Consider the following 17,389-nt stretch of genomic DNA (forward strand, 5'->3'; position numbering starts at 1 on the left):
TTTTATCCTGTTTGTACTTATGTACTGGTACAATGAAGCAAAGCAGAACCATAAGGTTTGTTGTTTCATTTAACCAGGATCCGGTATGACAGATTTAGCTATGCGCAAGACCCCCTCCATTTTTGGGGGTGTCATGATAATCGGTGGCACCATTATTGGTGCTGGTATGTTCTCATTACCGGTGGTGATGTCAGGAGCATGGTTTTTCTGGTCAATGGCCGCCCTGGTCTTTACCTGGTTTTGTATGCTGCACTCAGGTCTGATGATCCTTGAGGCTAACCTTAACTATCGGATTGGCTCCAGCTTCGATACCGTCACCAAAGATTTATTAGGTCAGGGCTGGAATATTATTAACGGCCTGTCGATTGCTTTTGTCTTATATATTCTGACTTACGCCTATATCTCTGCCAGTGGCTCAATTATTCATCACACGCTTTTGCAGATGAATATCGACCTTTCAGCCCGTATGGGGGGATTGCTGTTTGCTCTGTTTGTCGCTTTTATTGTCTGGCTGAGTACTAAAGCCGTCAGCCGTATGACGGCGATTGTACTGGGCGCTAAAATTATCACCTTCTTTATGACGTTTGGTGGCCTGCTCTGGCATATCGAACCTGTCACCTTACTGAACAGTGAGGCGATTAATCCAAGCTATCTGCCCTATCTGTTAATGACGCTTCCGTTCTGCCTGGCCTCGTTTGGCTATCATGGCAACGTTCCGAGCCTGATGAAGTTTTACGGTAAAAATCCACGGCTTATCAGCCGCTGTTTACTGTGGGGGACGGTGATGGCGCTGGTGCTGTATACCATCTGGCTGCTCGGCAGTATGGGGAATATCCCGCGTGTGGAATTTATTAGTATTGCTGAGCGTGGTGGGAATATTGATGTGCTGGTCCAGGCACTCAGTGGGGTACTGAATAGTCGGACACTTGATTTGCTCCTGCTGATTTTCTCAAACTTTGCCGTAGCGAGCTCTTTTCTGGGCGTGACTCTGGGCCTGTTTGACTATCTGGCAGACTTGTTTGACTTTGATGATTCGAAAGCAGGGCGCCTGAAAACCGCAGCGGTGACTTTCACACCTCCGGTGATCGGTGGTTTTCTCTGGCCAAATGGTTTTATCTACGCTATCGGTTATGCGGGTCTGGCAGCAACTATCTGGGCGGCGATTGTACCCGCCTTACTGGCTCGCGCTTCACGTAAAAAATTCGGCAGTCCGTTGTACCGGGTCTGGGGCGGCAATAGCATGATTGCCCTGATCCTCATCTTCGGTATCGGTAATGCGGTGATTCAAATTCTCTCGAGTTTTAATCTGCTGCCGGTTTATCGCTAAATCATAGCCCCCTCCCGCCGGGAGGGGGCTGGAGGAACTATAAGCTTTCGCGAACATCCATTGCTAAATCGAAGGAGTACAGTCTGGCGTCATTATCGAAGATTTGGCCATTCACCATAATCTCGTCGGCCTGGGTCTCACGCAGTAATGAAATCAAGCCGTGACGGACTTTGGCTTTATCCCCCACCAGTGACAGGCTCAATGCTTTTTCCACGCCATATTTCAACCCTCCGCTCCAGACAGTATCCATATTTTCAACCGGAGGCGGTAATAGCCCGGTTTCTCCACGATGTAATCTGACAAAAGCTTGCTGCATCGAGGTAAACAGGAATTCGGCATCACGGTTACTGTCAGCGACGACGATATTAATACACACCATGGCATAAGGCTTAGCCAGACGCTCTGATGGCACAAACTGCGTGCGGTAAAGCTGTAATGCCTGGAATAACATATCTGGTGCAAAGTGCGAGGCAAAAGCGAAGGGCAGACCTAACTGGGCGGCAAGCTGTGCGCTGTAGAGGCTGGAACCGAGTAACCAGACAGGGACTTTGGCACCGTAGCCTGGAACAGGACGGACCGCAGGATTAGCTTCTCTGGCATCAAACCATGACACCAGTTCGAGAACATCCCGCGGGAAATTATCGATATCGCCATTCATATGGCGGCGCAGTGCCTGCATGGTACGCTGATCGCTGCCAGGCGCCCTGCCTAACCCCAAATCAATTCGGCCAGGATAGAGCGTTTCAAGCGTACCGAACTGTTCCGCGATGACTAGCGGGGAGTGGTTGGGAAGCATCACTCCGCCAGAACCGAGTCGCAGAGTGGTGGTGTTAGCAGCCAGATAGCCAATTAATACGGAAGTTGCTGCGCTGGCAATACCGACCATATTATGGTGTTCGGCCAGCCAGTAACGATCATATTGCCGTTTTTCTGCCAGACGGGCTAAGTCCAGAGAACGACGAAAAGCCTCACCCACATCCTGACCTTCGGGGACAGGGGCTAAGTCCAGTACTGAAAAAGGAATATTAAGAGATTCAGACATAGCGGCTCACTTTTTATGAACAGGGTTTGCTGTAATCTCTAGTATTGCTCAATTTCAGTACTTTTTAAGTAACAATGCGAGCTATACCCGTCATCTGGCTGAATCACATAGGCATCTATGTGATTCGCAAGCTTAAGGAGAGGTTATCAGCGACAGTCCTGCCACACGCCGCCAGTAACCATTACAGTCCCGTGAGTCGGTCAGCGGAAGCGGTGCATGGCCTTGTTCATTGGCGCGGAAAGCATTGAGAATATCCAGCGTACCCAGCCCCATCGGTGAGAGGCGAACCATATCAACCAGGCCTTTCATTGAAGCCAGTTCATTCCCAAGGTTGTAGACATAGCCGCTCATGGTCTGGATCCCATTGAGGACAAAGACTTGTTGCTGTTCCTGGGAAAATACATCCCGGCCATTAGGATAGGCAATACAGCAGGTTTCACACTCATCTTTGGAACGGTTTTCTGAACGAGCGGTAAAACAACGCGCTGACCAGGCAAGGGGTAAGTGGCCGTAGCTCAAGACTTCCACTTCGAACTGATTGCGGATCCCCAGTTCATCACATTGCAGAAGCAAGTTTTCCAGCCAGTCACGAGAGAGCTCCACCGGCATACACCAGCGTACCATTCCTTGTTTCAGCAACAGACGCAGCGTGACGGCGTTATAGCAGTTCAGCGCATGTCCGGCGACAAAAGGGAGTTTTTGTTCTGCGGCGAGATTGACGGCACCAAAATCATTGGCCTCAATCATAAACTCACCGTTGTCGATATAGCGTTTTACTTCCCTCAGCTCAGAGGGCGCCTGGATAAGCCCCAGAGTAGAAAGCACCACCTGTTTGCCCTGGCTGGCAATCATTTTAGCCATATCAAACCAATCGTCGGCTTTAGTCGCACGGCGTTTACTGCACACCGCTTCGCCAAGATAGATGACATCCGCATGGCTGTTCATCGCTGCCTGATAAAATTTTTCCAGCTGTTCAGCCGGCCAATAATAAAGTACCGGGCCTAAAGAATATTTCATGGGGATCCCTACTGCCATTTACGATGATAAGCGCCAAGAGTGGTCTGTGTCCCTTCTGACATGGCTCCCAGAGTCTCCATCCAGTCAGGTTGTACTTGATAGGTGGTCGGGTTGGCGAGACAGCGATCGATAGCCTGACGCCAGACATGGGCAACTTGTGTCACATAAGCCGGGCTACGCTGGCGGCCTTCGATTTTAACCGAGACAATACCGGCGGCTTGAAGCTCAGGGAGGAGCGCCAGAGTATTGAGACTGGTCGGTTCTTCCAGAGCATGATAACGCTGACCGCCTACCAGATAACGTCCCTTACACAGCGTTGGATAGCCGGTATTTTCGTCCGGCTGATAACGGTCTATCAGCACGTCATTGAGTCGTGACTCCAGGCCTTCGGGAGTTTGTTGCCAGCGAACAAAACGTGCCGGTGAACAGGCACCGACGGTATTGGGTGACTCACCGGTGAGATAAGATGATAGGTAGCAACGACCTTCAGCCATAATACACAGGCTGCCAAAGGCGAAGACTTCCAGTGGTACCGGCGTCACTCGGGCAAGCTGTTTTACCTGATGGATGGACAGGACGCGAGGAAGAACCACACGAGCGACATCAAAATGGCGATGATAAAAACGAATAGCCTCTTCGTTAGTGGCAGATGCCTGCACTGATACATGGCGTTCAATGTTCGGATAACGCTGACTGGCGTATTCCAGCATCGCAATATCTGCCAGAATTAGCGCATCGGCGCCTAACTGGGCTGCCATATCCACCGCATTTTGCCAGCGTACATAGCCGTCAGGATGAGCAAAGGTATTTATGGCAATGTGCAATTTTCGCTTATGCTGGTGGGTGTAGTTCACCGCTTCTTGCAGTTTCTTTTCGGTGAAATTAAGCCCGGCAAAATGGCGAGCGTTGGTATCATCCTTAAGGCCTATATAAACGGCATCGGCACCATTGTCGATGGCCGCTTTTAGCGCGGGAAGATTACCGGCAGGGCAAAGCAACTCCATATTTTATCCTGACTCTGAAGGTATCGCGCCAGTGCGGCGCTCTACCGCGCCTTATGCGCAGAAAATAGCTGATAAGTCGGGATTTTAGTGAACCTGCCAACAAGATATTTTGATTTGAGGCAGTTTAAAGCGCATTGGCTGAGCAGACGGATGCAATAAGCTCTTTGGAACAACTCGCTTAATTGTTGATTTAACGCGCTATTGAAAATACAGATTATGGCAAAATGGTCACAAAATTCTGCCCAGGTTAATACATATGTTAAATAAACTGCATGCCCGAATCGTTAAAACAGCGCCTTCTCTTTTACGTACCCCGGTAAAGCTGGTACCTTTTGCTTTCAAGCAGCAAGTGCTTGAGCAAGTTCTGGGCTGGCAATTTCGTCAGGCGTTAGAAGATGGAGAACTGGATTTTCTCGAAGGGCGCTGGCTGAGCATTGATGTTCCCGATCTCGGCCTGCAGTGGTTTACTTCTGTAGAAGATAATAAACTGATCGTGCGTAAGTCGGCTCAGGCTGATGTTACTTTTACTGCAGAAGCTAACTATCTGCTACTGATAGCAGCGCGTAAACAAGATCCTGATACTCTGTTCTTTCAGCGTCATTTAATGATTGAAGGGGATACGGAACTTGGGCTATATGTTAAGAATCTAATGGATGCTATTGAACTGGATGCGATGCCAAAGCCATTACGCATTGCCTTGTTCCAACTAGCAAACTTCGTTGAAACGGGTTTGAAATATCGCCCTGTTCCTGACGGCAACTCAATAGGTGAGCCATGCTAATTCGTGTAGAGATCCCCATAGATGCACCTGGTATCGATTCACTTTTACGCCGTAGTTTTGGTGATGAAAGTGAAGCCGAGCTGGTCAGAAAGCTGCGGGAAGATGGACTGTTAACGCTGGGGCTGGTTGCCACTGATGATGAAGGCCAGGTTGTCGGTTATGTTGCTTTTAGTCCTGTTACTGTGGCTGGTGAAGACCGGCAGTGGGTGGGGCTGGCACCGCTTGCCGTCGATGCGACGTTACGTGGTCAGGGGATAGCTAAACAGTTAGTTTATGAAGGGCTGGATTCACTGAATGAATTTGGTTATGGCGCAGTGGTGACACTGGGAGACGAGATGTATCAGCATTTCGGTTTTCAGCCTGCCAGTCGCTATCATCTGCACTGCCGCTGGCCGGGAACAGAAACGGCCTTCCAGATCTATCCTCTGGCGGATGACGCACTCAGTGATGTGCAGGGGCTGGTGGAGTATTCCGAGCATTTTAATCAGCTTTAATCACTACCTTGAAGACCTGATATAGTGTCTTCAAGGTCAGTTTACTGATGCTACGCTTGAGCAGCCTCATTGAGCAAAGAGAGATAGCGCGTACCTGAAACATTTCTGCCAGTAACAACACACACCGTTTTACGCCCCCTGAGTTCCTTTCCATAACGAACCACTGCAGCCAGCGCTGGTGCGCCAGAAGGCTCCACAACATGGCGATGTAAATTAAGCATCGAGTGCATTGCCGCTTTGATTTCCGCTTCTGATACCGTCAGAACCCGATCAACCCGATCGCGAATAAACGGCCAGGTCATGGTACCGGGTTCAATATACCCACTGACTCCTTCTGCAATTGATGGCTGTAAATCTACTGGTGCTGTATCGCCAAGCGCTTTCCAGCGTGCAAAGGTGGGGCTAGCTTCACTCTGGATCCCCCAGACTTTAACCGCTGGGTTAATGGCTTTAACGGCTGTGGCAATACCTGAGCTAAGCCCACCCCCACCGAGATTCACCAGAATAACTTCCGCCTCCAGCCAGTCTTCCATAATTTCCAGCCCGACCGTACCGCCCCCGGCAATCATATGCGGGTTATCGTAGGCTGAAACAAATGTCATACCTGATTGTTTAGCTGTAGCCATCGCTGCTTGCCGGGCCTCTTCGATACCATCAAAAAAGGTTATCTGAGCGCCAGAGGCTTGCATAGCTGCAACCTTCATTGGGTCTGCCGAACGAGGTAAAAAAATAGTCACCGGAATGCTGGCTACCTGGCCTGCAAAAGCCAGACCTAAACCATGATTTCCCGCCGTTGGGGCGATAACGCCAGCGCGTCGCTGCTCCGCATCCAGGCTAGCAATCACATTTGCCGCACCGCGTAGTTTAAAGCTACCCGTATGCTGAAGGCTTTCCATCTTAAGCCGGACTTCTGTTCCTGCGAGGGTGGACAACGGCTGGGAATATTCCAGAGGCGTCCGGCAAATGGTACTTTTTATCTGTTGCGCTGCGCGGTAAATATCTTTCAGAGTGACGCTGTCTGTTGCTCTGACATCTTGCTCTGTCATAGTATGACCTTAATAATCTAAATTTGAAAAATACTATATAGGTATTTGGCTATATGAACAAGCGGGCGATAGAAATTACCGATATCCTTAAGGCTCTGAGTAATGAACAGCGATTTGTCATCGTCGGGTGGCTGGCTAATCCACGGGCGCATTTCCCGGAACAGCAGGATGGTGACTTGGTTGACGATGGTGTTTGCGTCGGCTTTATCACGGAAAAGATTGGTCTGAGCCAGCCGACGGTGACGGGTCACCTGAATATACTGGCTAATGCAGGAATTGTGACTTCAAAACGGATAAAAAACTGGGTGTTCTATAAGCTGGTGCCGGAGCAACTGAATGAGACGATAGCGGTATTATCACAACGTGTAGCCCAAATATCTGAAAGTCATCAGTCGTCATAAGAGCCCGGCAACTTAGTATAGATACGCTGATGGGATAGTCTCTAACCCGGCATTTTTATCAGGTCGTTAAGAGAAACAACCTGGCTGACTAACCGTTCTTTTTGAATTTTACTGAGCTGTTTTACCTGGTATTCAACACGCAGAGCCTGGGAGCGATTACCCATCTCCTGGCTGAATACCAGCAGCAGCGTTCCTCGCCCACGTAAGGCTTTAGCGCCTTTCCCAGCCTGATGCTCCGCAAAGCGACGCGACACATCGGTGGTGATACCGGTATAGAGGCGATTGTCTTGGCTGCGAATTAAATAAAGATACCAGGATGTCATAGTCTGCGTACATAATCAGTGAGCGGCACAGCCTATCATTGTAGGGTTTTAGTATGGAATCACTCAACACTATCGGAAAATGGCTCAAAAAACAGCATGTACTGACCTACTGTGCCGGAGCCGGGGAGTCTCTCTGGTGTGCCAATGCGTTTTATATTTTTGACGAGGACGAGGTCGCCTTCTATTTCCTCAGTGAAACCACCACCCGTCATGGACAGCTGATTGGCCAGCAGGCCATGACGGCAGGAACGATTAATGGCCAGCCGAAAACCATTGCCCTGATCCGTGGAGTTCAATTTCACGGTGAGATCCGCCTGCTTAATGATGATGAAGCCAGTATTCCTCGTACTCGCTATAACAAGCGTTTTCCCATCGCCAGAGCCATGCCTGCACCGATGTGGGTTATCCGGCTTGATGAATTAAAAATGACCGATAACACCTTAGGTTTTGGTAAAAAACTCCATTGGGTTCGGGAATCATAGAATTTCATTGATCTCTTTGCCTGGTTATAAATAAACGGGCAAAGAGATGAGAGGAACTATTTATTTGTAGCTGATGAAGAACTCTGTTTTACAGATGATGTCGGCTTTTCTTGTACTTTCGGTTGACTTGGATTAGCCAGCTCTCTGATTAACAGACTAATAATGTCTGGGTTTTTTAATAAAAAAATAGCACGATAAAAACTATCTTGACGAAATAACTGCCCCTGAATTTTAGGTTTATTAAGGCTGGTGAAAGTAAAATCTTTATAAAGAGGATTACTCATGAAATATAATTTAGAGAAATATTTAAACTCTGCTTCCTGTGTTATTGTTCCAGCAATTTTCTTCTCTATGTTTTTGATCGATTCTTCTATATCATAAATAAATCCATCATCATTAATAGATAAATATAAATAATCATCCGGACTACCCAGGGCATGAACCGATTCATGTATCATCGTATCTGAAATTAGGTTAGTGAAGTACAATTTATTTGATGTTGGGCTATCAGGTTGCGGAAGTAAAGGTTTATCTGGCTGACTCTGACCTTTCTGGGGGAGGGACTTTTCTGAAAAATCTTTAATGTTTGCTGTATTTATAAATATTCGATCTAGTGGATCATATTCAATAGTGAATCCAAAATTTAATTCTCCTTCCCTGGAGAGTATTTTTTCATTCGGATCTGCCTGTTCTTTTTTAGTTATTACCATGATATTTTTTTTATTATCTTCATTGAAAAAAAATCTTATCCTTTCTAACTTGTTTTTTAAACTTGATACAAAATATTTACGTGCTATGATATCAGATATACCTAACTGTTCAGTAATAAAATGATTTAATCTCTCATCTGAATCTTTCATTGTAGCGATGGCTTTCTCAATGTTATTCATGCTTTGTTTAAAAGCATTATTACATATTTTTTCGATATCAGGATGTGCTTTACTCTGCTCAAGATTTTTTAAGTTGTTTATTTCAAGAGTATCTATAGATCCAGGTAATAAGAAGTCATTAATTTGTGCTCTTATAACAGATTCAGCTTGTTCAACGGAAGAGAGTATTTTTTTTCCGCTACGATAAAATAGTTCTTTTAAATCTGGACTGTCGATGAATAAAGACTGTTTTTCCTTTATTTTATCCAGATCTTCTAGATTTATGTCCTTATATATTCTATCTTGTTCATTCATTCTTAAAAATAACTTTGATAGTCTGTGTTGTATATTAAATATGGTATCTTGAGCTTCATCAGGTGTGCTGAATATGATTTTTTTTGTATCAAAATCTTTAACTACACAAATCCTGGCAATGATATTTCTGGGATTAATCTGTTGATTGGCTCTCTTACCATAAATGATAAATCTAGAAGGTGTTAAAGCTGATGTTCTTGATAAGTCTTTTCTTGCATGGAAAAATGTATTATCTTCTCTTTTGAAATACAGATTATTACTATTCTGTTTTTCTTGATATATGGCTTCAAGGTTATTATGCAATTCAAGCTGTTGTTGATGATCATTAATTATTATACTGTGCCTGCTATTTTCATCTAAGAAACGACTAACGTCATAACTTTCATAATACTCAACAGCACATGCTCCCGTAGGCTGTCTTTTGGTTATGCAATGAGTTGGTTTTTCGACCAAATGCTGCCATTTTTTTCTGATTTTTGGCATTTTAAAATATGTATCACCAAATTGATTTTTATAAACGAGAACATTTTTGTCATCGTTTTTTTTATCGCCAAGAATATATGTATCATCACCATTAGAGTGTATTTCTGTAAAGTATTCATTTGCAAATATATAGTCTACATCATTAATTTTAATTGCCCCATCTATATTTTTAGAATCCCTCATGGTTTTGAAGACCTCTGTTCTATCAAATTTAATTTGATTTTCAGGTAACGAATAAATATGACTGATATCATCTGTGACTATTTTATCAAGAAAAAATTGAGGATCGGAAGGCGTTCCTTTAAATGGATTAATGGGTATTTTGTGGAAGCAACAAATACCCTCTAAAGGCGATTTTTTTATATGATATTGATTGTCATCATTGTAGCGTAATTCAAGCAGGTCATGAGGTCCTTCAATATAATTACCGCCATACATTGAGGTTTTCATCATATAATATTGATCATTTATTTTAAGATATTTATTAGATGGCTTATCAAATTGGAGCATAAAAGATGAGGTAAGAGGGCTAACATCTTGATGGTTGATATTTTTACTGACTAATTTATTTTTTACGCCAGGGTTATTATCTAAAAATACACGTAACTTCTGACTTGCTAAGGGAGAACTGCCTTCTTCAATAATCCATGATGTTTCTCCATAAGTAACAGGTGTATATGTATCACCATTCTTAATGAGATATCTATATATACCATTTTTTACTGGTATTTCCTCTGCTTTATGAAGAACACCATTAATTAACAGGTAAAGTTCTCCATTATATCTAAGGATAATTCCATTACTATAGAGTGGAGGTGAGCTATTTTTGAAGAAAGAAATATTCTCTGGATCTTGAATGGTTTTGGCTGCTTCTATAAACGTATTTTTAATATTATCAGTTAGTTGATATTTATCAGTTGACCAGCGTTCATCATGTTCATAAGAATGATCGTAAAAAATAAATTCTCCAGTATCTTGGCTATATAAATGATTAAATTTTCGCCCTACTCTGACTTTGTTTTTTGCTCCAGCTAACATCATCATTAGGTTATTTTTTTCAAAAGAGAAAGGATGTAGAAATTTTTTATTGTCTGCGATGTTCTTTACGTTAGATATTTTTTTCATATCATCAGTAATGACCGAAGATATAATATCTTTCGATAAGCTGGTAAGCTGAAATACGAGTTCGGTGAGAATGTCTGGATCCATTTCTTTATTCTCTAATGCATCACTATAGAGGTTGAGTATATCGCCAACGATATTGGTGGTGATAAATACTCTATTTGCCATAGGTATCCACATGAGAATATTATCAATAGCAGTTTCTACATTTTTTGCTGTTTGATAAAACAGGGTATTATTGGCCGGTCTCTGATCTAATGCAGTTTTACCTGTTGTCAGTATGGCGGCTCCTGGGCTCTCTAGTATTTTACTTATTTTTCGAAGGGTTTCTGATAATGCCAGGTTTCTTCTTTCATGTTCGTATGTGAACGGATCTTGCTCACCGCTAGATTTTTTAGGTGTGACAGTATTAGCCTGGGAATTATAGAGCTGGGTAGTAATAATTTCTGTCGGGGCCGTTGGTGTGAATAGAGTCAACGTTGTATTTTCAGCTGTAGGTTGGGACATTATGGAGCGATTCATCAGCCAAATAAATGATGGTGAGGGGGCTATGGTTATTATTTCTAACCCATCCGGAGGGGGGCAGATACAATAATTATTTTCTATTCTGAATGATTTATAATAAGGGATGCTATGTCCCCGGTTCCCCCAGTAGGTATTATTATGGGATCCTTGGCAAAGTTGGTTAAATGACTCTGTCAGGCAAGGCTCGGGTTGTTCTCTTGAATAAACATAAAGTAATTTATTTTTATTCGGATTAATTTCAGTATCCGGTGGATGAGGGACATTATGTCTTTTTATTTTTTTAGATTGATTTTCTTCTTCGGTTATTAACCAAGTAAATTTAGAATCAAATAATTCATGATTTACATCTTGTTTCCCGGAAAGTGTAGAAGGTATATCATCTGGGGGATAAGAATGAAAGGGACTATACGTGCGGGGAGGATACGGTGATGTGGGTGACAGGTTGATATCCCCAGGATTACGGGAGTCATCATATTCCCTTCGACCTGTATGTTGAAAATAATACGTTCCACCTCCGACTATTGCACCACTCAGTAATATACCACCTAATACTAATCCTGTTTTAGTCGTCAGTGCCAGGTTAGATGAGGAAAGGATATCCTTCTTATCCTTGAGCAAATTCTGGAGGGTATCTGAATCCTGAGATAGTCTCCGGCCTTGCGAGAGAATCTCATCGAGCTCAATATCGACAGCGGGTTGGGACCGTGGTTGTTTTAAAAAACTCTCTTTCATTTTACACAGGAATTTATTTATTGACCATGGTAGTGAGATACTATGAGAAATACTTTCCCTATTAATGGTGCTGTTTTTAATCAGTAATATTCCATCTAAATTATCATGAGTGTTATTATTGTGATTACTGGAAATAATATAGGGTGAAATAATGTTTGATGATGATTTTTCGGAGATGTTTATTAGTTTATCAGGCATGGCGGATATCCTCATTATATTATTGTAACAATACGTTGATTAAATATGATTTTATTTTTGATAATATCACTAAACGATTTTTTATATTTAATAGATATTAATAATACTGAGGGAATGAATGGTTTTATTAAATGTTTTTTCTGTTAGTTCATGGAGTATCCTGATAAACCAGATCCTTAGCAAGAAGCGATGTTTGCTAAGAATCTGGTTAAAAATTACCAGAATAAAGGAGTTGGTTACTTACTCATATCACTCAGTAAAATCGCAATGCCTTTCCCGGCTTCTGTTTGCTCCAGTGCAATTTTAACCGCAATGGTTAAAGGAACAGAAAGCAACATACCTACCGGGCCGAGTAACCAGCCCCAGAAAATTAACGACAAGAAGACCACTAACGTCGAAAGACCCAGCCCCCGGCCCATCATTCGCGGCTCGATAATATTGCCAATCACCAGATTTATCAGTAAATAACCGGCTAAAACTAGCAAGGTTTCATAGAAGCCATTAAATACTAGTACCTGAATAATCGGTGGAATCGCAGCAATAACTGAACCAATATTCGGAATATAATTCAGAGAAAAGGCCAGTAAACCCCAAATAAAGGAGAAGCGGATATCCAGCGCGGCGAGCATGATCCAGACCACCAGACCTGTAACCAGGCTTATTGCCGTTTTCAGAACCAGATAGTGGCTGACGCTGTCCAGCGCGCGTTGAATAGCGTTCATACCTTCTTCAGGATCCGACATTAATTGCTGTAATTTACGCGGTAGCTGCGGAACTTCGATCAGCATAAAGACAACGGTTAGTAGCAACAGAAAAATAGAACTCATCGCATTGGTGAGTTGGGTGAGCATGCTGGTTACTAAGGTCATTAATGCATTGGGATCGACATATTTCATCAATTCATCAATCGAAACGCTGATCCCTGCGCGCTGTAACCAGGGCTCCAGAGTTTGTAGCGGAACGACCAGCGAAGAACGATATTGCGGAAGAGTTCGGGCCAGCTCATTCAGAGAGGTTCCCAGCGAGGCCAGTAGCAGCACCATAATACAAACAATGATAGTGATAACCAGACTAATCGCTATGACCCTGGGTATTCGCAGACGTTCAAGACGATGGATTAGAGGATTAAGGATCACGGCAATAAAGAGCGCCAGAACAAACGGAACGATAATTTCTCCAGCGGCTTTGATGCCAACTAAGATGATGACTAACATTCCCAGCATAACCACAGCCTTCATGGCATGACGAGTGGTGATTGGCTTCGCCATCTCGGTTTCTCCTCCATTTTTATAGCGATATAAATCGTCTGGTAATTATGCAGGTTTAATACTTACAGACAACGTCAGGTTGCAAGATAAAAAGCGGAGTATTATGAAAGGGAGAGATTACAGGCTCTGCAACCTGTGGAGCACAGAGCCTGTGAATGCGTCGTATCTTAACGCAAATAATGAATCACTTGATTACTGCTACCGCGCCAGATAAGCATCGGGTCATGTACTGCCTGAACAAATTTACCGTCAATCAGAACATTAATCAGCGCGACCACTTCATGCTGTGCAGCGGTTAATTCATCAAGCCGGTAGCCGGTCCATAACCAGATATCTTTCCCCGGACATTCTGCCCTGACCCGTTTAACCAGTTGCAGAATATCGGCGACATTCTGCGGATGTAGCGGATCGCCACCTGATAATGAGAGCCCCTGACGGCGAATACGCGGATCCTTCAAGTCAGCAATTACCTGGTCTTCCATCTCCTGGGTAAATAACTGACCGGAATTAACCCGCCAGGTACTCTTGTTATAGCACCCGGGGCACTCATGCACGCATCCGGAAACGAATAGCGTGCAGCGCGTACCTGGCCCGTTAACCACATCAACAGGATAGTACTGGTGGATATTCATTCCTTAGCCCAGCTGTCCATTATTCAGATGTTTAACGCGACGTTTGACCTCTTCTTGCTTACCGGCATTAAATGGACGTGCATCCGGGCTACCCAGATAGCCGCAAACACGGCGCGTGACCGAGACTCTGGCGGAATCATGATTGCCACATTTAGGACAAGTGAATCCTTTGCTGGTACAGGTAAATTCACCGGTGAAACCACAGTCATAGCACTCATCGATCGGCGTATTAGTACCGTAGTAGGGAACATGGTGATAACTGTAATCCCAGACATCTTCCAGGGCTTGCACATTATGCTGAAGATTAGGGTACTCGCCGTAGCAGATAAAGCCGCCATTCGCGATGGCCGGATAAGGCGCTTCAAAGTCGATTTTATCGTAAGGATTGACCTTTTTCTCGACGTCGAGGTGGAAGCTATTGGTGTAGTAACCTTTATCCGTTACACCTGGCACAATACCAAATTCAGCAGTATCCAGACGACAGAAGCGATCGCAGAGATTTTCGCTTGGGGTGCTATACAGACTAAAGCCGTAGCCGGTTTCGTCTTTCCACTGTTCGGTGGCTTCACGCAGGCGGCTAATGATAGCGACTGCTTTCTCACGCAGCGCTTGATTATCATAGACATGCTGATTACCGAATAAGGCATTGATGGTCTCATGCAGACCGATATAACCCAGCGAAATTGAGGCCCGACCATTTTTGAAAATGTCCGCAACGTCATCGTCAGCGTTCAGACGCACGCCACAGGCACCTTCCATATACAGAATCGGCGCCACGCGAGCTTTTACGCCTTCCAGTCGGGCAATTCGGGTCATCAGTGCCTTGCGAGCCAGCACCAGACGCTCATCCAGTAACGTCCAGAAACGGGCTTCATCCCCTTGGGCTTCAAGCGCAATACGCGGCAGGTTGAGACTGATAACGCCAATATTATTACGGCCTTCATGTACCAGTTCACCCTCTTGTTCATATACGCCAAGGAAACTGCGGCAACCCATTGGCGTTTTAAAGGAACCGGTGACTTTCACGACCTGATCGTAATTGAGGATATCCGGGTACATACGTTTGGAAGCACATTCCAGCGCCAGTTGCTTAATATCGTAATTCGCATCGCCCGCTTTATGGTTCACGCCGTCGCGGATAGCAAATACCAGTTTAGGGAATACGGCTGTTTTATGATTTTTACCAAGACCGGCAATACGATTTTGCAAAATCGACTGTTGAATCAAACGTGACTGCCAGCTGGTGCCGAGCCCAAAACCAAAGGTGACAAAAGGCGTCTGGCCATTGGCGGTGTGCAGGGTGTTGACTTCATATTCCAGCGACTGAAAAGCGTCATAACACTCTTTTTCCGTACGGGTATGAGCATAGGCTTCGGCATCAGGGATCTGCCACTCTTCAGCGACTTGGCGATGTTTATTAAAGCTTTCAGTGACGAACGGCGCAAGAACTTCATCAATACGGTTGATAGTGGTGCCGCCATAAATATGGCTGGCCACCTGGGCGATGATTTGTGCGGTAACTGCCGTGGCGGTAGAGATTGACTTCGGCGGTTCAATTTCCGCATTACCCATCTTAAACCCATGAGTCAGCATACCGCGCAGATCAATCAGCATGCAGTTAAACATTGGGAAGAAGGGTGAATAATCGAGATCGTGATAGTGAATCTCCCCGCGCTCATGCGCCAGCACTACATCACGTGGCAGGAGATATTGTCTGGCATAGTGGCGTGACACAATTCCGGCAAGCAGGTCGCGCTGGGTCGGAATCACTTTGCTGTCTTTGTTGGCATTTTCGTTCAGTAAGCTGGCATTGGTCTGTTCAACCAGCCCGCGAATTTCTTGGTTCAGGCGTCCACGTTTCTCACGTTCAACATCCCGGTCATGACGATACTCAATATAGGCGCGAGCGAGTTGCTTATAAGGGCCGGCCATCAGCTGATTTTCTACTGCGGTTTGAATCTTACTGATATCCACTTGCTGACTATCGGCCATTTGCTGGCTCACGGTATCGGCCACGGTGGAACAGTATTCTTGATCATCAACTCCCGCTGCAAGTGCGGCACGTAAGATAGCTTCCCTGATTCGTTCAGGGCTAAAAGGCACCTTACATCCGTCTCTTTTCATTACATGCGGTGTCATGATTACTCCTGGTTTATGGTAAAAAATAATCTGTTTACCCGGCCTGTTGTCGGTGAAAAACAGTGGGTTATACGTCAGTTCTGGTGGCAAAGAATCGATATTTCCCTGATAAAAATATGGACTTCTCTTTTTGATTGTCACTACATATAGATTTCCAACGCATGTTAATACCTATATGTAGTGTTTTCATCAAACTTGTTTGCTGTTTTATTGATGTAGAACAAAGTAAATCTGTGAGGGCAGAGGAGATGGGCTTAGTAAGAAAAAAAATATCAGTCGGGCGGGTATTGTTCGCTTAAATAATCAACCAGGGCGCGAACACGGGGGGAAATTTTACCGCCAGCATATTTAGCCCAAATTTTCCTGGGTTCGGGGAAAAAGAGGGCAGAATAACGTGTAGTTTACCCAGGCTAAGGGGTTGCTTCAGATGCCAGTCGGCCATGTAAATTATCCCTATTCCGCATGATGACATAAACCATAGCCTTTTATTTAATTAATTGTTTTATGCACTCCATTTTTAATGGATAAATTTAATATTCGTTTTTCTATTTTTCTTATGTTGTAAACTCTATGTTTTATAATAATACTGCGGGAGTTAATGTGGGATTGGTATCATTATTTAAGACAGCACGTTACCTGCGAGTAGGGTCAATTCCTTAAGACTTTTCGAGACTTTTTTGGGGTTAAAATGCCAAGTTTTTCGTGAGTATAAATTAAAAAAAGTCCATTTAAAACATAAGATTCTGGATAATATATTATTTTATCTGTTTTTTCCTTTTTATATCAATGGCATCCATTTTTAGTTTTTGTTATTCATGTGGATTCTCATTTTTACTGAGTGTTTTTGGTATTATTTTTTACTTTCTTATGAAAGCTAAATAGATATATTTTGTCTCTTGGTATAACTATTAAAAAATAATCATTTTTTAATTTGTTGATTGAAGTTTGATTCTTTTTTTCCATTGATGAGGTAAGGTTTTTTGCCTTGGTTAAACAGCGCTATTGTGAAATCACTACCGAATTCGGGCGGTGCTTGTGGAGTGAGAATGGTGCACAGGCTTTCCGATCGGGCTAATCCACACTTCTACCTGATCTGGAGCAAGGCTGCTGGCAAGATGTCTCCTTTTTCATCCTGCTTGTAGAGTTGCAAGTAAAAAAATTCTTCTTTAAGTAACTTTTTGTCAATTTT

The 17,389-nt window shown here is 44.1% G+C and carries 15 protein-coding genes; 5 read left to right on the forward strand and 10 right to left on the reverse strand.

Annotation, left to right across the window (positions count from 1 at the left end; genetic code table 11):
* Positions 1 to 85: 85 nt before the first annotated feature.
* A complete protein-coding gene (gene mtr, locus M2387_RS19155; protein WP_259051743.1) occupies positions 86 to 1,327 on the forward strand; it encodes a tryptophan permease in 1,242 nt (413 codons plus the stop codon).
* Between the two features lie 37 nt (positions 1,328 to 1,364).
* On the opposite strand, the gene M2387_RS19160 is transcribed toward mtr, so the two are convergent.
* The 3 genes from M2387_RS19160 to ubiU all read right to left on the reverse strand — a co-directional run bounded on the left by M2387_RS19160 (position 1,365) and on the right by ubiU (position 4,390).
* Positions 1,365 to 2,369: a luciferase-like monooxygenase gene (locus M2387_RS19160; RefSeq protein WP_259051744.1), complete on the reverse strand. Its 1,005-nt coding sequence runs from the start codon at positions 2,367 to 2,369 to the stop codon at positions 1,365 to 1,367.
* A 132-nt stretch (positions 2,370 to 2,501) separates the two neighbouring features.
* Positions 2,502 to 3,386, reverse strand: coding sequence for a U32 family peptidase (locus tag M2387_RS19165; RefSeq protein ID WP_259051745.1), 885 nt, complete (start codon positions 3,384 to 3,386; stop codon positions 2,502 to 2,504).
* Positions 3,387 to 3,394: 8 nt separating this feature from the next.
* Positions 3,395 to 4,390 (reverse strand): ubiquinone anaerobic biosynthesis protein UbiU, encoded by a 996-nt coding sequence (gene ubiU / locus M2387_RS19170; RefSeq protein ID WP_259051746.1) that lies wholly within the window; start codon positions 4,388 to 4,390, stop codon positions 3,395 to 3,397.
* A gap of 256 nt (positions 4,391 to 4,646) precedes the next feature.
* On the opposite strand from ubiU, the gene ubiT reads away from it, so the two are divergent.
* Together ubiT and M2387_RS19180 are read left to right on the forward strand one after the other, a co-directional pair.
* Positions 4,647 to 5,171 (forward strand): ubiquinone anaerobic biosynthesis accessory factor UbiT, encoded by a 525-nt coding sequence (gene ubiT, locus M2387_RS19175; protein ID WP_259051748.1) that lies wholly within the window; start codon positions 4,647 to 4,649, stop codon positions 5,169 to 5,171.
* Positions 5,165 to 5,665 carry a GNAT family N-acetyltransferase gene (locus M2387_RS19180; RefSeq protein ID WP_259051750.1) on the forward strand — a complete coding sequence of 167 codons (501 nt, stop codon included), beginning with the start codon at positions 5,165 to 5,167 and terminating at the stop codon, positions 5,663 to 5,665. The genes ubiT and M2387_RS19180 overlap by 7 nt, the downstream gene beginning before the upstream one ends.
* Positions 5,666 to 5,715: 50 nt before the next feature.
* Here the strand turns inward: M2387_RS19180 and M2387_RS19185 are convergent, their stop codons facing one another.
* Entirely contained in the window at positions 5,716 to 6,711 is a 996-nt protein-coding gene (locus M2387_RS19185; RefSeq protein WP_259051753.1) for a threonine ammonia-lyase, read from the reverse strand.
* A gap of 53 nt (positions 6,712 to 6,764) precedes the next feature.
* On the opposite strand from M2387_RS19185, the gene M2387_RS19190 reads away from it, so the two are divergent.
* A complete protein-coding gene (locus M2387_RS19190) occupies positions 6,765 to 7,112 on the forward strand; it encodes an ArsR/SmtB family transcription factor (RefSeq protein ID WP_259051755.1) in 348 nt (115 codons plus the stop codon).
* A gap of 41 nt (positions 7,113 to 7,153) precedes the next feature.
* Here the strand turns inward: M2387_RS19190 and M2387_RS19195 are convergent, their stop codons facing one another.
* Complete coding sequence (locus M2387_RS19195; RefSeq protein ID WP_259051757.1) at positions 7,154 to 7,435, reverse strand: GIY-YIG nuclease family protein; 282 nt, start codon at positions 7,433 to 7,435, stop codon at positions 7,154 to 7,156.
* Between the two features lie 53 nt (positions 7,436 to 7,488).
* On the opposite strand from M2387_RS19195, the gene M2387_RS19200 reads away from it, so the two are divergent.
* Complete coding sequence (locus tag M2387_RS19200; protein ID WP_259051759.1) at positions 7,489 to 7,917, forward strand: YhbP family protein; 429 nt, start codon at positions 7,489 to 7,491, stop codon at positions 7,915 to 7,917.
* A 56-nt stretch (positions 7,918 to 7,973) separates the two neighbouring features.
* On the opposite strand, the gene M2387_RS19205 is transcribed toward M2387_RS19200, so the two are convergent.
* The 5 genes from M2387_RS19205 to M2387_RS19225 all read right to left on the reverse strand — a co-directional run bounded on the left by M2387_RS19205 (position 7,974) and on the right by M2387_RS19225 (position 16,642).
* Entirely contained in the window at positions 7,974 to 12,161 is a 4,188-nt protein-coding gene (locus tag M2387_RS19205) for a hypothetical protein (RefSeq protein ID WP_259051760.1), read from the reverse strand.
* A gap of 236 nt (positions 12,162 to 12,397) precedes the next feature.
* Positions 12,398 to 13,429 (reverse strand): AI-2E family transporter, encoded by a 1,032-nt coding sequence (locus tag M2387_RS19210; protein WP_259051761.1) that lies wholly within the window; start codon positions 13,427 to 13,429, stop codon positions 12,398 to 12,400.
* Between the two features lie 167 nt (positions 13,430 to 13,596).
* Positions 13,597 to 14,061: an anaerobic ribonucleoside-triphosphate reductase-activating protein gene (gene nrdG / locus M2387_RS19215; protein WP_259051762.1), complete on the reverse strand. Its 465-nt coding sequence runs from the start codon at positions 14,059 to 14,061 to the stop codon at positions 13,597 to 13,599.
* 3 nt (positions 14,062 to 14,064) lie between these two features.
* Positions 14,065 to 16,200, reverse strand: coding sequence for an anaerobic ribonucleoside-triphosphate reductase (gene nrdD, locus M2387_RS19220; RefSeq protein WP_259051763.1), 2,136 nt, complete (start codon positions 16,198 to 16,200; stop codon positions 14,065 to 14,067).
* Positions 16,201 to 16,495: 295 nt separating this feature from the next.
* The gene (locus tag M2387_RS19225; RefSeq protein ID WP_259051764.1) at positions 16,496 to 16,642 is read right to left on the reverse strand and encodes a hypothetical protein; all 147 of its coding nucleotides are present in this window, start codon (positions 16,640 to 16,642) and stop codon (positions 16,496 to 16,498) included.
* Between the last annotated feature and the right edge of the window lie 747 nt (positions 16,643 to 17,389).

The sequence above is a fragment of the Klebsiella sp. BIGb0407 genome, assembly GCF_024807845.1.
GTDB lineage: Bacteria > Pseudomonadota > Gammaproteobacteria > Enterobacterales > Enterobacteriaceae > JGM124.

Coding starts and splice junctions, on each gene's coding strand:
- M2387_RS19225 (WP_259051764.1), bottom strand. CDS start 16,642: ATGGCCGACTGGCATCTGAAGCAACCCCTTAGCCTGGGTAAACTACAC.
- M2387_RS19185 (WP_259051753.1), bottom strand. CDS start 6,711: ATGACAGAGCAAGATGTCAGAGCAACAGACAGCGTCACTCTGAAAGAT.
- mtr (WP_259051743.1), top strand. CDS start 86: ATGACAGATTTAGCTATGCGCAAGACCCCCTCCATTTTTGGGGGTGTC.
- M2387_RS19210 (WP_259051761.1), bottom strand. CDS start 13,429: ATGGCGAAGCCAATCACCACTCGTCATGCCATGAAGGCTGTGGTTATG.
- nrdD (WP_259051763.1), bottom strand. CDS start 16,200: ATGACACCGCATGTAATGAAAAGAGACGGATGTAAGGTGCCTTTTAGC.
- ubiU (WP_259051746.1), bottom strand. CDS start 4,390: ATGGAGTTGCTTTGCCCTGCCGGTAATCTTCCCGCGCTAAAAGCGGCC.
- M2387_RS19180 (WP_259051750.1), top strand. CDS start 5,165: ATGCTAATTCGTGTAGAGATCCCCATAGATGCACCTGGTATCGATTCA.
- ubiT (WP_259051748.1), top strand. CDS start 4,647: ATGTTAAATAAACTGCATGCCCGAATCGTTAAAACAGCGCCTTCTCTT.
- nrdG (WP_259051762.1), bottom strand. CDS start 14,061: ATGAATATCCACCAGTACTATCCTGTTGATGTGGTTAACGGGCCAGGT.
- M2387_RS19205 (WP_259051760.1), bottom strand. CDS start 12,161: ATGCCTGATAAACTAATAAACATCTCCGAAAAATCATCATCAAACATT.
- M2387_RS19160 (WP_259051744.1), bottom strand. CDS start 2,369: ATGTCTGAATCTCTTAATATTCCTTTTTCAGTACTGGACTTAGCCCCT.
- M2387_RS19200 (WP_259051759.1), top strand. CDS start 7,489: ATGGAATCACTCAACACTATCGGAAAATGGCTCAAAAAACAGCATGTA.
- M2387_RS19165 (WP_259051745.1), bottom strand. CDS start 3,386: ATGAAATATTCTTTAGGCCCGGTACTTTATTATTGGCCGGCTGAACAG.
- M2387_RS19190 (WP_259051755.1), top strand. CDS start 6,765: ATGAACAAGCGGGCGATAGAAATTACCGATATCCTTAAGGCTCTGAGT.
- M2387_RS19195 (WP_259051757.1), bottom strand. CDS start 7,435: ATGACATCCTGGTATCTTTATTTAATTCGCAGCCAAGACAATCGCCTC.